Annotated in this window: 14 protein-coding genes; 6 read left to right on the forward strand and 8 right to left on the reverse strand. The window is 69.6% G+C overall.

The window, feature by feature from the left end:
- Nucleotides 1–2: 2 nt before the first annotated feature.
- From D8670_RS05565 to D8670_RS05575, 3 genes are read right to left on the reverse strand one after another with little or no spacing between them, the layout of a single operon-like run.
- Nucleotides 3–572 carry a DNA-directed RNA polymerase gene (locus D8670_RS05565; protein WP_121817081.1) on the reverse strand — a complete coding sequence of 190 codons (570 nt, stop codon included), beginning with the start codon at nt 570–572 and terminating at the stop codon, nt 3–5.
- A gap of 3 nt (nt 573–575) precedes the next feature.
- Nucleotides 576–959 carry a PIN domain-containing protein gene (locus tag D8670_RS05570; RefSeq protein ID WP_121817082.1) on the reverse strand — a complete coding sequence of 128 codons (384 nt, stop codon included), beginning with the start codon at nt 957–959 and terminating at the stop codon, nt 576–578.
- Nucleotides 960–2,198, reverse strand: coding sequence for a translation initiation factor IF-2 subunit gamma (locus D8670_RS05575; RefSeq protein ID WP_121817083.1), 1,239 nt, complete (start codon nt 2,196–2,198; stop codon nt 960–962).
- A gap of 251 nt (nt 2,199–2,449) precedes the next feature.
- Here D8670_RS05575 and D8670_RS05580 point away from each other — a divergent pair, with 251 nt between their 5' ends.
- From D8670_RS05580 to D8670_RS05605, 6 genes are all read left to right on the forward strand, one after another.
- Nucleotides 2,450–3,373, forward strand: a complete 924-nt coding sequence (locus tag D8670_RS05580) for a winged helix-turn-helix domain-containing protein (protein WP_121817084.1) — start codon at nt 2,450–2,452, stop codon at nt 3,371–3,373.
- A 94-nt stretch (nt 3,374–3,467) separates the two neighbouring features.
- On the forward strand, nt 3,468–3,764 hold the full coding sequence (locus D8670_RS05585; protein ID WP_121817085.1) for a hypothetical protein: 297 nt from the start codon (nt 3,468–3,470) through the stop codon (nt 3,762–3,764).
- A gap of 260 nt (nt 3,765–4,024) precedes the next feature.
- Nucleotides 4,025–5,275 (forward strand): multicopper oxidase domain-containing protein, encoded by a 1,251-nt coding sequence (locus tag D8670_RS05590; protein WP_121817086.1) that lies wholly within the window; start codon nt 4,025–4,027, stop codon nt 5,273–5,275.
- The gene (locus D8670_RS05595; RefSeq protein ID WP_121817087.1) at nt 5,276–6,508 is read left to right on the forward strand and encodes a ZIP family metal transporter; all 1,233 of its coding nucleotides are present in this window, start codon (nt 5,276–5,278) and stop codon (nt 6,506–6,508) included.
- The gene (locus D8670_RS05600) at nt 6,508–6,909 is read left to right on the forward strand and encodes a cupredoxin domain-containing protein (RefSeq protein WP_121817088.1); all 402 of its coding nucleotides are present in this window, start codon (nt 6,508–6,510) and stop codon (nt 6,907–6,909) included. Before D8670_RS05595 ends, D8670_RS05600 begins: the two co-directional genes overlap by 1 nt.
- Nucleotides 6,910–6,947: 38 nt before the next feature.
- Entirely contained in the window at nt 6,948–7,916 is a 969-nt protein-coding gene (locus D8670_RS05605; RefSeq protein WP_121817089.1) for a DUF5787 family protein, read from the forward strand.
- Nucleotides 7,917–7,971: 55 nt separating this feature from the next.
- Here D8670_RS05605 and D8670_RS05610 read toward each other — a convergent pair whose 3' ends face one another.
- From D8670_RS05610 to D8670_RS05630, 5 genes are all read right to left on the reverse strand, one after another.
- On the reverse strand, nt 7,972–8,766 hold the full coding sequence (locus tag D8670_RS05610; RefSeq protein WP_121817090.1) for a DUF7537 family lipoprotein: 795 nt from the start codon (nt 8,764–8,766) through the stop codon (nt 7,972–7,974).
- Between the two features lie 75 nt (nt 8,767–8,841).
- Nucleotides 8,842–9,042: a hypothetical protein gene (locus D8670_RS05615; RefSeq protein WP_121817091.1), complete on the reverse strand. Its 201-nt coding sequence runs from the start codon at nt 9,040–9,042 to the stop codon at nt 8,842–8,844.
- Nucleotides 9,039–9,863: an MBL fold metallo-hydrolase gene (locus D8670_RS05620; RefSeq protein WP_121817092.1), complete on the reverse strand. Its 825-nt coding sequence runs from the start codon at nt 9,861–9,863 to the stop codon at nt 9,039–9,041. The genes D8670_RS05615 and D8670_RS05620 overlap by 4 nt, the downstream gene beginning before the upstream one ends.
- Before the next feature lie 97 nt (nt 9,864–9,960).
- The gene (locus D8670_RS05625) at nt 9,961–11,316 is read right to left on the reverse strand and encodes an ATP-binding protein (RefSeq protein WP_121817093.1); all 1,356 of its coding nucleotides are present in this window, start codon (nt 11,314–11,316) and stop codon (nt 9,961–9,963) included.
- A 149-nt stretch (nt 11,317–11,465) separates the two neighbouring features.
- Nucleotides 11,466–13,286 (reverse strand): flippase activity-associated protein Agl23, encoded by a 1,821-nt coding sequence (locus D8670_RS05630; protein ID WP_121817094.1) that lies wholly within the window; start codon nt 13,284–13,286, stop codon nt 11,466–11,468.
- Between the last annotated feature and the right edge of the window lie 150 nt (nt 13,287–13,436).

Genomic DNA, 13,436 nt, shown 5'->3' on the forward strand with positions numbered 1-13,436 from the left:
GCTCACTCACCCGTCGCGGCCTGGCGCTTCTGGCGCTCCTCTTCGAGCCACCCGTGCTTGCCGAGGCCGACCTGCTTCGCGGTCAGCCCGATCTTGCTGTCCCGGGGGTTGCGCTCGTCGATGCTCTTGGTGACGATGCGCGCCCGGACGGCGTCCTCGACGCCGAGCGTGCGGTTCGACTCGTTCGAGGCGAGCTGCTGGTTCTCCGCGTCGAACGCGAGGTACTCATCGGAGATCTGCGAGACGTGGAGCAGGCCGTCGACGGGACCGATCCCGACGAACGCGCCGAACTCCACGACCTCGACGACGTTGCCGTCGACGACCTCCTGCATCTGGGGGTCGTACGTGACGGCGTCGAACTCCGCCTCGTAGTAGACTCCCGGTCGGTTCGGGAGGACCGTTCCCTCCCCGATGTCGTGGACGTTGACGACGCTGACGACGCTGCCAACGTCCTCGTCCATCCGGCCCTCCAGCTTGTCCTGGAGGAGGCGTTTCACTAGCTGTGGCGTGACGTCTGCGAGCTCCTTCGGAGGCACCTCGACGGTGTCCTTGAGCCTGACCCGTTTGTACATGGATTATGGTTGAGTGACTGCAAGTTTGTTCTTGCCCCTTAAACCAATTACTGGGACGCCCGCGTCGAGCACGCGGTCCTTCAGGGGCTTGTCGTTCGTGACGACGTAGTCGACGGTGCCCTCGCGGGCGAGTTCGACGATGGCGTCGTCGGCGTACGATTCTTCCGTGTGGAGGAGGAGACAGCGGTCCGTCGCCAGGTCGTGGCCGACGCTCGCGGCGATGCCCTCCTCGCCGCCGGTGTCCGAGAGCTTCCGCAGCTCCTCGGCGACCGCCTGCGGCGCGACCGGTTCGTAACCGGTCAACAGCCGGTCGAGTTCGTCGAACAGCCGCACGTCGAGTTCGACGGGCATCATGAGCGCGTTCGTGTCCAGGGCGACGGTCGTCATCTACCCCGTGAGCGTGCCGACGCCGATGAGCCGCCAGCGAGCGCCGATGCGGCGGTTGATCGCGATCTTCGCGCCCTCGGGGGCGCAGACGGGCCGCTTGAGCGCGACCTCCGCCTCGTCGCCGCGGGCGCTGGTCACCGACCCGACGGTGGTCGCCGTGCCGATGGTCATCATCAGCGGTTCGCCGGTGCTGATGTCGTCGACCTCGCCGCCCTCCATCTCGCCCACGACGCGGTCGAGCAGGTCGACGTCCATCGTGAACGACTCCCAGGTCGGTGGGAGCGTTCCGGGCGGACCGGCCATCTGGCCGGCCAGCGCGTCGCCTTTCGTCAGGCTGGGGTCGAGCCCGGTGCCGACGCCGAGCAGGCCGCCGGGGAACACCTCGTCGGCCGACTCGCCGCCCGCCTGGAGCGAGCGGATCGTCGTCGTGATCGGCCGGTACTCGGACTGGCCGCCCTCCTCGACCTCGCGGCCGGGACGGATCTCGATCTCCTCGTCGTTCTCGAGACGGCCCTGCACGAGGCTACCGCCGAGAACGCCGCCCGAGAGATCGTTCCAGGTCGTCCCCGGTCGGTTGATGTCGAAGCTGCGCGCGACGTGCATCCGAGCGTCCTGCTCGGGGTCGCGCTCGGGCGTCGGGATCTCGCGCTCGATGGCGTCGATGAGGAGGTCGACGTTGACCTCCTGCTGGGCGCTGATCGGGACGATTGGCGCCCCCTCGGCGACGGTGCCCTCGACGAACTCCTGGATCTGCTCGTAGTTCTCGCGGGCCTGGTCGGCGTCGACCAGGTCGACCTTGTTCTGCGCGATGACGATGTTGTCGATGCCGATGATGTCGAGCGCGCTCAGATGCTCCGCGGTCTGCGGCTGTGGAACGGGTTCGCTCGCGCTCACGACGAGCACCGCGCCGTCCATGATCGCGGCGCCCGACAGCATCGTCGCCATCAGCGTCTCGTGGCCCGGCGCGTCGACGAACGAGACGGTGCGAAGCACCTCCGTGTCGACGCCGTGTTCCGAGCACGTCTCCTCGACGGTGAACGCTTCGGGCTCGTCGCCCTCGGGACAGCGGCGGAACGTCGCGTCCGCGTAGCCGAGGCGGATCGAGATCCCCCGCTTCATCTCCTCGCTGTGCTGGTCCGTCCACTCCCCGCTGAGCGCCTGGACCAGCGTCGTTTTGCCGTGGTCGACGTGGCCGACGAGTCCGATGTTCACCTCCGGTTGCTGGTGTGTTCCTGGCATGAAACCTCCTGAAAGTAATCTTGGTACAGTTTCGCCCCGAACGACTGATAAACCTACTGTTCTCTGCGCGTCTCGCTCCCCCGTCGGGCGCTACCACGCACCGCGAGGCGGAGGGCGGGGCGGATCGCTGACCACCGACACAGTTCTGTGCGATCTGCGTCGCTGCGCGTCGAAAACGCGGCAAATGTAACGCATCCTACATAACTGTAATTGAGCTAACGCTTTAGGGGGTAGCAACCGATGGCGCACGTATGAGCGAAGCGAGCGAAGCCGGCGAACCCGACCTCCAGCACTGCGAGGACTGCATGACGCCGGCGGAGGCGTTCTCCGTGATCGGCAACGAGACGCGCCTGTCCATCCTCGAAGCCCTCTGGAAGGCCGACGAGCGGCCGGTGAGCTTCTCGGACCTGCGGAAGGCGGTCGGCATGCGCGACAGCGCGCAGTTCAACTACCACCTCGACAAGCTCCGCGGGCAGTTCGTCCGGAAGACCGACGACGGCTACGGCTTCCGCCACGCCGGGTGGGCGGTCATCCACGCGGTGCAGGCCGGGTCGATCAACGAGCACCCCCGGATCGAGCCGTTCCCCGTCGAGGGCGACTGCGCCGACTGCGGCGAGGGCCTGCAGGCGAGCTACGACGACGAGCGCATCGTCGTCGACTGCGCGGACTGCGGGCGGATCCACGCGGACTACCCGTTCCCGCCGGGCGGCCTCGACGACCGCACCACCGACGAGGTGATGGCCGCGTTCAACCAGCGCGTGCGCCACCTCCACTGCCTGATGGCCGACGGGGTCTGTCCGGAGTGCTCCGGCACCGTCGAGACGAACATCGTCCGCGACCCCGCGAAGTTCGACCTCGACGTGGCGGTCCGCCACGAGTGCCGGCGCTGTCGCCACCAGCTCACCACGTCCGTCGGGCAGGTCCTGCTCGACCACGCCGAGATCGTGTCGTACTACCGCGACCACGGGATCGACCTGAATCAGGTGCCGTTCTGGACGCTCGACTGGTGCACCGACGACGAACACACCGTCGTCCTCGACGACGACCCGTGGCGGATCCGGCTTGAGATCCCCGTCGACGACGAGACCCTCTCGCTCACCGTCGACGCGGACCTCGTCGTCGTCGGCGTCGAGCGCACGCCCGTCGAGGGCGAGGGAGCGCGGTCGACCGCCTGAGCGGCTGAAACGAATTTCAGTAAGGCGGCCTACAGAAATGTTTTTCAGATTACACTTTTGAGGGTGGCGGTCCTCTGTCCAAGTGAGAAGGGAGATGACCGCGAAACCCACTGCCGCACGTCGCGACCGCAGCAGCACCGTTCGAACGCCCGCACCGACCGGGAGCCTCGCCGACCTGGTCCGCGCAGCCAAGCGCACCGTCGCCGGCCTGCTCGCCGCCGCCTTCGCCGCGCTCGTCGTCACCGGAGCCGTCGCGTTCCTCACCAGCTTCGAGGGGGCGTACGCCTTCGCGCTGGTCGCCGCCGTGGCGCTCGCGTTCGGCACCGCGTGGGCGCTCCCGTTCCTCGTCGTCCGCGCCGTTACCGCCGCGCTCGTTCGCCTCGACGGCTGATCCCGCCCTTTTCTTGACCCCTGACGACCCGACCCGCTGTTTCGTCTTCTCTCTATCCGCCGTCGCCGCGAGCTGAGTCGCCAACTCGGTTCCGGCGCACCGAACGCTGCTCCCGGGAATTTCGAGAAACCGGCAATCTCTAGTTAGGGCTAGTGAATATATAGTTTAGACTCGTCTAATTCATGTATGGTATCGATCCGCACGCTGACGGGCAGCAGTAGCTCCGGAGCGGTAACCGACGGCGGCGGAGGCGAGCGGATGTGACTGACGTCGACTACGGCGATGCGGCGAGGCTCACGTCGGCGCTAGAGGACCGGCTGACCGCGGCGATCGCCGGGGACGGTGTGAGCCGGCGAACGGTTCTCGGCGGCCTCGGGGTCGCCGGGAGCGCCGCGCTCGGTCTCTCCGGGCCGGGTGCCGCAGGCGGCGGCCACGACGAGGATGGACACGGGAACTTCGGGGCGAAAGGGGAGTACGACGACCGGTCCTTCGACCCGCACGAGTACCTCCGGACGTTCAACACCGGCCACGAGGGGCGGGACGGGGTGAACGAGGGCGTGTACGAGGAAAACGGGCGGACCGTCCGGCACTTTACGCTCACCGCGGTGGACACGACGATCGAGATAGCGCCGGGCGTCGAGTTCGAGGCCTGGTCGTTCGACGGGCAGGTCCCGGGCCCCACGCTTCGCGTCGTCGAGGGCGACCTGATCCGCGTCACGTTCCGGAACCGGAGCCGGCACGCGCACACGATCCACCCGCACGTGAAAAACGTCGACCCGGGGATGGACGGCACGCCGCAGACCGGTCCGGGCGTGCTCGACACCGACGAGGCGTTCACCTACGAGTGGGAGGCCCAGCCGGCGGGCGTCCACTTCTACCACTGCCACTCCCTGCCGCTGAAGGAGCACCTCCACCGGGGGTTGTACGGTGCGATCGTCGTCGACCCCGACCCCGACCGCGTCCGCGAGAACCCGCGGGAGTACGTCTCCGGACACCACCCCGTCTCCGACGAGTACGCGGCCGAACTCGTCGATCGGGCGAAGACGCGCAACCACGAGTACCCCGAGAACGACCGCTACGACGAACTCGTGATGGTGATGAACGGGTTCGACACGAACTTCGACGGCGAGAACGAGGTGTACGCCGCCAACACCCGTGCGTTCGCGTACGGCGTCGGGTCGACCGACGGGAACGGTGAGTGGGAGGAGGGCGAGACGAAACGCCCCATCCAGATCGACGGCGAGGGGCGCCAGCGGGTGTACCTGATCAACGCGACGGAGTTCGACCCCATCAACTCCTTTCACACCCACTCGCAGTTCTTCGACTACTACGACCACGGGACGACGCTGGAACCGACGCACGGCACCGTCGACACGGTCATGCAGTGTCAGGCGCAGCGGGGCGTGATCGACCTGGACTACGGCGACCACGAGCCGGGGCTGTACATGTTCCACGCCCACCAGTCCGAGTTCGCCGAACTGGGCTGGATGAGCTTCTTCGAGGTGGTCTGAATGGCGGGCGACGACCTCTCTGCGGACGGCGGGACCGCCGCCGACCGCGCCGACTCCGTCGGCGTCCCGCTCGGACTCCCCCGGTGGGTCGCCGCGGCGGTCCCGCTGGTGCTGCTCGCGCTCGTGGTCGCGTGGTTCCTCGTCGCGCCGCCGCTCGGAGGCGTCCAGTCCGGGGAGCCGCTCCCCGACGTGTCGGTAAGCCACGCCACCCTCCCGGACGACGGGAGCGTCGTGTTGCACGTCGTGAACAACGGTCCCGACTCGGTGACCGTCTCGCAGGTGCTCGTCGACGAGGCGTACTGGCAGCACGCGGTGACGAGCGGGGGCGAGGAGGTGCGCACGCTCTCCCCGGGCCAGAGCGCGGAGATCCGCATCCCGTACCACTGGCAGCCGGGGTGGGACCTGGAGGTGGCGATCGTGCTCGCCGACGGGACGACGGTCCACCACGACGTCGTCGCGCCCCAGCCGACGCCGGGGATGACGGCCGGGACGCTCGGGACGCTCGCGGTCGTCGGCCTGTTCGTCGGGGTGATCCCCGTCGCCCTCGGCATGCTCTGGTTCCCGTTCATGCGGAGCATGAGCGACCGCCGTCTCCACGCGGTGCTCGCCTTCTCCGCCGGCGTCCTCGCCTTCCTCGGCTTCGACGCGGGCTTCGAGGCGTTCGAGGTCGCCGAAAGCGTCCCCGGCGCCTACGAGGGGCAGTTGCTGGTCGTCCTCGGCGTCCTCGGCGCGATGCTCGTCGTCCAGTCGGTCACCGCGCGGACCGACGAAGGCGGGCGGAGCGCTCTCGCCGTCGCGTACGCGGTCGCCGTCGGCATCGGCCTCCACAACCTCGCGGAGGGGCTCGCGATCGGCAGCGCGTTCGCGCTCGGCCGGGCGTCGCTCGGCGCGTTCCTCGTCGTCGGCTTCATGATCCACAACGTCACCGAGGGGCCGGCGGTGGTCGCGCCGGTCGCCGGCGACGACCGACCCCCGCTCCGTCACTTCGTCGCGATCGGCGCGATCGCCGGCGCGCCGGTGATCCTCGGCGGCTGGATCGGCGGGTTCGCGTACTCGCCGACGCTCGGCGCGTTCTTCCTCGCGGTCGGCGTCGGCGCCATCGCGCAGGTCGTCTGGGAGATCGCCGGCATGGTCCGCGACCGCGGGGGCCGCGTCGGGAGCCCGACGAACGCGCTCGCCTTCCTCGGCGGCCTCGTCGTGATGTACGCGACCGACCTGCTGGTGATGCTCTGATGGCGTCCCGTCGGGCGTTCCTCGCGGCCGCCGGGGCGACCGTCGCAGCCGGCGTCGCCGGCTGTTCGAGAGCCGGCGACGATGCGACGGTCCGCACGACCGACGCGTTCGCGTTCGACCCCGAGTCCCCGACGGTCGCGTCCGGCGGAACGGTCACGTGGACGAACGAGAGCGGCGTCGGTCACACCGTCACGGCCTACGAGCGGCGGATACCCGACGGCGCCGACTACTTCGCGAGCGGCGGTTTCGGCTCGGAAGCGGCCGCCCGAGACGACGTCGAGGGCGGCATCGTCGACCCCGGAGAGACGTACGAGACGACGCTCGACGCGGCCGGCGAGTACGAGTACTTCTGCGTCCCGCACGAGGGGTCGGGCATGACCGGCGTCGTCGCCGTCGACTGACCGCGAGCCTTTTTTCGCCCGCGCCCCTCCCTTCTCCCGTGCGAGAGTACGGGTTCGAACTGGCCCTGTGTGCCCATCTGGAGGACGACGAGACGCTCGTCGCCCGACAGCTCGGCGGCGGCGTCGCCGCGCCCGCGAACCGCGTGCTCGACGTCGTCGCCGTCGCCCCCGGCCCCGAGTTCGAGGACCGGACCCGGATCACCCCGGAGCGTATCCCGGCACCAGCCGTCGAGAGCAACGTCGGCCCCGGCCGCTTCCGGTACTGGAAGGACGCCTTCGACTGTCACCCGGACCGCGCCCGGGGCGCCGTCGACCGCGCCGTCGACCTCGGCTTCTTCGAGCGCGAGCGCCGCGGCGGTCGCGACTACGTCCGACAGGTGGCCCGTTACCCCGACTGGTTCGGGGGGATACGCGCTATCGAGAACAAGCCCGACCTCGGCGCGCCCGGCGACCTCTACACGCAACTCCGCAAGGACGTGAGCCTCGCGCTGGTCGACGAGGTGGTGCTCGCCACCGAGAGCCACGTCACCCGCGCCCACCTCAACCGCATCCCCGACGAGGTCGGCGTCTGGCGGTTCGACCCAGACGAGGGGGTCGAGGTGATCCGCGAGCCAGCCCCGCTCCCGACCGACGAGACGGGGATCGAACTCATCGAAGAACGACCCGGACGCACGGAGGTGCGACCGATAGACGCCGACGAGAAGGCGCGCTACCGCCGCCGTCTCGCCGAGCGCGCCTACGGCAAGGGCTGGCGCCCCCGCGAGCTGCCCGCCTGCGAGCGCGCTGCCGCGACCGCCGTCGACGGCGGGGACGGCCTGCCCTACTGCGCGTGGAAAGGGCGCGTGGTCGACCCCGGGAGCGAGTGCGGCGGCGACTGCGACGGCCGCGTCGCCGCCGACCCGCCGGCGTTCGACCGCGAGAGAGAGCGGGCCGCGCGCACGCCGTGGGTCGCCGACCCCGACGGCGCCGCCCGGCGTCAGGCCGGCCTCGACCGGTTCACGGACTGATCGGCATCGGATTCCGGGAGAAGTACGGTTCGAAGAACGTTCGCTGCGGGTCGGGTTACGACTCGGCCTCGCTCAGCCAATCGGGCTCCTCGACCTCGGTCGAGCCGACGTTCGACGTCTCGACCTCGTAGGTGACGGTGGTGTCAGAGTCCCCCTCCTCGACGGTGTAGGTCAGGTCGTACTGGCGGACGACACCGTCGGCGTCGACCAGCATCGTCGCGGAGACGTTCGTGACGTTCTCGGCGTCCGTGCCCGCACCGACGAGGGCGGTGACGTTCGCGACGCCGGTCGACTCGTAGCGGGTCACGCCGACGCCGTCGAGTTTCTCGGTGCCCTCCTGGCTCCACTCGACCCCGTCGACGAGGGAGGCCTGGAACGAGGGCGTCGTGTTCACGGGCTGGACACTCCCCTGCTCGGAGGAGGCGTACTCCGCGTTCTCCTCGTCGCCGCCGCGGACGGTCTTCTCGTAGGAGGTGTTCCCGCTCGTGTACTTGTAGGTGGTCTGGTTGCCGAAGATGTTCGACTCCTGAACGGAGTACGCGTCGCCGCTCTCCATGTCCGCCTCGAGGTGGGCGTCTATCGACAGCGACGATTCGCCGTCCGCGGCCTCGAAGGCCACGTCGAACGTGTACGACCCCGCGGCGTCTATCGCGTCCACGTGGTCCGACGCGACGGTCTCCCCGTCGAGGTCGTCGCCGGATTCGGTGTACGGGTCGACGTCCGCCGATCCGGCGTCGCCGCCGTCGCCGCCCATCCCGGGGAGCTGGGCGCAGCCGGCGGACGCGACGAGCAGCGCGACGAGCGCGACGGCGAAGAGCCGCTTCGCGGTCGACGTATCGAGCGATCTCATACCCGTTCTCGCCGACGACCCGCCTTCATCCTATCGGTTCGGAAAGGGGTTCCGGGCGCGGCGACCGCGGGCCGGCTACTCCTCTCCGTCCTCTTCGGCGGCGAACTCCGCCCGGAACCGCCGGAGGAGCGCCAGCACCACGGCCGTTCCGGCGACGACGGCGGCGAGGCCGAGCCAGTCGACCTCGTCGCCCGCGAGCAGCGCCCCCGCGAGGTAGCCGGCCCCGACGACGGCGACCAGCGACACCAGCCGCGAGGCGTCGCCGAGGCCAGTCACAGTCGGAACACCTCCCCGTCGACCGCGAGCGGGTCCGCGAACGCCTCGTCGGCTGGGTAGAAGTGGGCGACGTGGACCAGCCGCGTCCGGTCCGCGCCGAGGTCGTCGGCGAGCGCCAGCGCCCCCTCGCGGGTCATGTGCTTCGTCCCGAACGTCCGGGGAACGCCGTCAGGACCCTCGTGGCGGCCGCCGATCGGGTGGTGCTCGCAGAGGCTCGCCGGGACGATGGCGTCGGCGAACAGGAGGTCCGGGTCGGCGAGGCGCTCCCGCGACGCCTCCGGGACGGCGTAGCTCGTGTCGCCCGAGAGCGAGAGCTTCGCGCCCGTCTCCGGGTCGGCGACGACGACGCCGTAACACAGAAGCGGCGGGTGGTCGACCGGGACGAGCGTCACGTCGAGGCCGCAGGTCCGGACCGTCGAGAGTGGCGCGGTCGGTTCGACGGACACGGCGTCGAGGTAGTCGTACCGCCGCGAGACCGTCTCCGCGACGCTCTCGCCGGTCTGAGGGTCGGTCTCGTCGGCGGCGTACACCGGCGCCTCGTCGAGCAGGCGGTACGCGTTCCCGAGGCCGTCTAGGTGGTCGAAGTGCACGTGGGTGACGACGACGGCGTCCGGCAGGTCGACCTCCTGTGTCAGAAACTGGTGGCGGAAGTCGGGACTGGCGTCGATCAGCAGCGACTCGCCCGTCCGCTCGTTGCGGACGTGGACGGAAAACCGGGTGCGTTCGACGCCGAGTTCCCGCGCGCGCCGGCAGGTGTCGCAGTCGCAACCCGGCGTCGGCGTCCCCGTCGTGTCGCCGGTGCCCAGCAGGGTGACCTCCATTCGGTTCGAACTGCGAGCGCCGGCGTGCTAAAGGCCGCGGTTCCGGCGAGGCGGCGCGTCGACGAAGTTCGCCGCAGCCCGCGCCGGCCCGCGGCGGTCAGTGGTCGTGCGAGTGGTCGTGTCCGCCGCCGCCCGAGCCGCCGATGTCGCCGCCGGCGACCAGCGCGTCGTGGTCGCCCTCGATCATGTCCATGTTCTTGAGGGTGTCGCGCTCCTCGAAGTCGGTGACGGCGTCTTCGAGGTCCTGCTGGGTGAGCGTCGTGCGCTCCTCGGTCAGCGCGTCCAGCACCGCCTCGCGTAGCACCATCCGGAGGTCGCTGCCGGTCAGCCCCTCCGTCAGCTCCGCGATCCCGTCGGGGTCGAACTCCTCGATGTCCATCGCCCGGGTGATCACCCGGAGGATGTCCGCCCGCATCCCGCGGTCGGGCTTGGGGAAGTTGACGATCTCGTCGAAGCGCCGCCACGCCGCCGCGTCGAGCTGGTCGGGGTGGTTCGTCGCGCCGATGAGGAGCACGTCGTCCTGGATGAGGCTGATGTCGTCGATGCTCTTGAGCAGGGTGTTGACAGCGCGCTTGATGGCCGCGTGCTCGTCGGAGGCGCGGGTCTTCGCGACGAAGTCGAACTCGTCCATGAAGAGGATGCAGGGGGAGAGCCGCTTCGCCACCTCGAACACCTTCTCGACGTTCTTCGCCGTCTCGCCGAGGTACTGGCTGGTGATCATCGACAGCTTCACCTCGACGAAGGGGAGGTCGAGGTTGTGGGCCAGCGCCCGCGCCGTCGAGGTCTTGCCGGTGCCCGGCGGGCCGACGAACAGCAGCTTCCCGATCTCGCGCAGCCCGATCTGCGCGAGGTACTCGCGGTGCTCGATCGCTTTGACGATCTTGTTGATCTCGCCCTCCTGGTCCTCGGTGAGCACCAGCTCGTCGAGGGTCATCTCGATCTCCTCGGGCGCGCGGATGTCGACGAGTTCGAGCATCTCCTGCTCCTCCTCGTCGTCGAAGTACTCCGAGAGCAGGCTGTCGATCCACACCCGGTCGGCCTGGATCGGCCGGTTCGCGTCGCGGGCGCGCTCGTAGTCGACGTCGGCCTCGTCCTCGAAGGCGTAGGCCAGCGTCGGGTTCCGGGCGATCCGGTTCTCGTCGGCGCGTTCGAGGAACCACTCCTCCGCCATGTCCGGCTGCGCGAGCGAGATGGAGCCCGAGAACTCGTCACGCTCGGTGAACATCAGGTCGGAGATGGCCTCCCACGGCCGCTCGATGCCGGTCGCCGCGCGGGCGTTGCTGTTCGTGACCGACAGCGGCCGCTCGATGCCTCCCGGACCGTCCTCGTCTCCGCCGGTCCAGAACACCTTGCGATACCGCGGCGGCAGGTCGTTCTCGTCCAGATCGCGTTCGTCGTCGTACACCCGAGTCGTCAACAGGAACTCGACGACGTCAAGCGCCCCGTCGTTCATTCCCCGAAGAGTTGGTGCGGGGGAATCTTAAGGCCGTCGAAGCGGGCGAGCGCGGCCGGCGGGGTCGCTCTGCACGACCGCCGGCCCCCGCTCGGGCTCGGTCGCCGGCAGTGCGAGCGTTGTCGGCCGTGCGAGCGTCGCCGGCCGCCTCAGTCGTCGAGGTAGTCCTCGTCGACGAAGACGACGAACGCGCTGTCGTGCAGGTAGCGTTCGTGCTGGTGGGCGCGGTAGCCGTCCAGCTTCGACTCGTACGCGGCGGCGTCGCTCCGCTCCGAGATGACCACCGGCGGCGGGTCGTCGTCGAACTCGCTCGCGTCCGTGGTGCTGTTCACGACCAGTTCGGCGTCGCTCCCCTGCAGGCGGTGCTGCTCGGCCTCGAAGTACCACGCGAGCGGGAGGCGCTCGAACCAGCCGCCCGGATGCGCCGGCGGCTGGTCCGCGTTCGACTCGTTCGGCGAGGCGAACTCGTCGCCGTAGTACATCACGTCGACGCCCTCGTTCTCGCGGGCGACGGCGTACACCGTCTCGAGCGTCGGCTTCATGTCCGAGGACGACTGCGCGTACTGGACCAGTTCGTTGTCGGTGCCGGCGGGGTCGCGGTAGGAGGTGTCCATCGCGGCGCCGCCGACCTGCGCGACCAGCAGCAGGACGAGGATGACGGCGGCCGAGACGCCGACCACGTCGCCGTCCTCGTACGCGTCGACGCCCCAGCGCCCGATCATCGCGAGGCCGACGGCGGCGGGGAGCGCGAGCGGTACCACGGCGTGGACGGTCGCCCACGGCGACGGGATGTCGGTGATGATCGGATAGCCGAAGACGCTCACCGCGCCGATGTAGCCGCCCAGCGCGACGAGGTCCCGCGGCCCCTCCGAGGAGTACCGGTCGGCGACGAAGCCGACGACGGCGAGCGCGACGAGGGCGACCGCGCCGGTCTCCATCGTGTCGACGTAGTCGTTCCAGTAGTAGAGGAACTCGTGGCCGTGGCCGGACCCCCACTGGTGGACGAACTTCGTCCAGCTCCCGACGAGCGCCTCCTCGACGACGGCGACGAACATGCCGGGCCGACCGGCGGCCAGTTCCTCCAGCGACCAGTACAGCCCCATCCCCTCCGTGTCGCCGTAGCCGGGGTAGCCGCCCTTCCGCGGCGCGTAGAAGAAGACGACGATCGCGAAGAACTCCAGTACGACGGCGACCGAGAGGAGGATCGCCCGCTTCCGGGCACGGACGGCGTCCGGGAGGTCGGTGAGCAGGCTGGCTCGCGCGTCCCGCGAGAGGCTCCGCACGGGGTCGAAGGTGAGCGCGCCGCTGGCGTAGCGGCGCAGTTCAGCGTAGGGGTTCTGACCGCGGACGCGGGCGAGGAACAGCCGGTGGTCGAGCAGCAGGGCGGCGGCCCCGAGGAAACAGAGCGCGTACACCAGCGCGTTCTCCTTCGTCGTGAACGAGAGCGCGTACGACGCCGTCGCGGCGAACAGGTACCGGTCCTTCCGCGTGTCGTACCAGCGGACGAACAGCCCGAGCGCGAAGAACGTGAACGCCGCGAGCAGGACGTCCGTCCGGTAGAACCGCGAGTAGTACAGCAGGATCGGGTTGCACGCGAGCACGACGGCTAGCGCGACGACCTCGCTGTCGCGCAGGCGGTCGCGGAACAGCCACGCCGACAGTGGGAGACAGGCGCCGATCGCGGCGACGACCAGCCGCATCGTGAAGTCGTTCGGCCCGAGCAGTGCGAACACCTTGCTGTTGACCAGGGGGAGGAACGGCCCGTGGACGATGGGGCGGTACTCGTGGAGGCCGGTTTCGAGGTACCGGAGCGTCCAGTAGGCAACGCGGGCCTCGTCCTGGTGGGCCACCCGCGACCCGAGGTCGTAGAGCCGCGCGAGGAAGCCGAACGACGTGACCGCGACGACCGCAAGCGCCGTCCCGCGGCGGCCGGAGAGGGCGTCGGGAACCGGGGACCTGCCGGTGGTCATGGTCGTCTCCAGACCCGTAGCGGCTAAATGGCTTGTGGGTTTCGGTCGCCCGGAAATAAACGGTCGACGCGTTCGATGCGCCGTAAACTCCTCGCCCGGGGGCTCGCCGTTCTAACGTGATTTAAGTTCATGAAGGTCGACTGTACGGGC

The organism is Halostella limicola (assembly GCF_003675875.1).
Taxonomy (GTDB): domain Archaea; phylum Halobacteriota; class Halobacteria; order Halobacteriales; family Natronoarchaeaceae; genus Halostella; species Halostella limicola.

Excerpts from the sequence above, each read along its gene's own strand:
- D8670_RS05585 (WP_121817085.1), top strand. The coding sequence starts at position 3,468 with ATGACCGCGAAACCCACTGCCGCACGTCGCGACCGCAGCAGCACCGTT.
- D8670_RS05570 (WP_121817082.1), bottom strand. The coding sequence starts at position 959 with ATGACGACCGTCGCCCTGGACACGAACGCGCTCATGATGCCCGTCGAA.
- D8670_RS05620 (WP_121817092.1), bottom strand. The coding sequence starts at position 9,863 with ATGGAGGTCACCCTGCTGGGCACCGGCGACACGACGGGGACGCCGACG.
- D8670_RS05630 (WP_121817094.1), bottom strand. The coding sequence starts at position 13,286 with ATGACCACCGGCAGGTCCCCGGTTCCCGACGCCCTCTCCGGCCGCCGC.
- D8670_RS05600 (WP_121817088.1), top strand. The coding sequence starts at position 6,508 with ATGGCGTCCCGTCGGGCGTTCCTCGCGGCCGCCGGGGCGACCGTCGCA.
- D8670_RS05580 (WP_121817084.1), top strand. The coding sequence starts at position 2,450 with ATGAGCGAAGCGAGCGAAGCCGGCGAACCCGACCTCCAGCACTGCGAG.
- D8670_RS05595 (WP_121817087.1), top strand. The coding sequence starts at position 5,276 with ATGGCGGGCGACGACCTCTCTGCGGACGGCGGGACCGCCGCCGACCGC.
- D8670_RS05610 (WP_121817090.1), bottom strand. The coding sequence starts at position 8,766 with ATGAGATCGCTCGATACGTCGACCGCGAAGCGGCTCTTCGCCGTCGCG.
- D8670_RS05575 (WP_121817083.1), bottom strand. The coding sequence starts at position 2,198 with ATGCCAGGAACACACCAGCAACCGGAGGTGAACATCGGACTCGTCGGC.
- D8670_RS05625 (WP_121817093.1), bottom strand. The coding sequence starts at position 11,316 with ATGAACGACGGGGCGCTTGACGTCGTCGAGTTCCTGTTGACGACTCGG.
- D8670_RS05565 (WP_121817081.1), bottom strand. The coding sequence starts at position 572 with ATGTACAAACGGGTCAGGCTCAAGGACACCGTCGAGGTGCCTCCGAAG.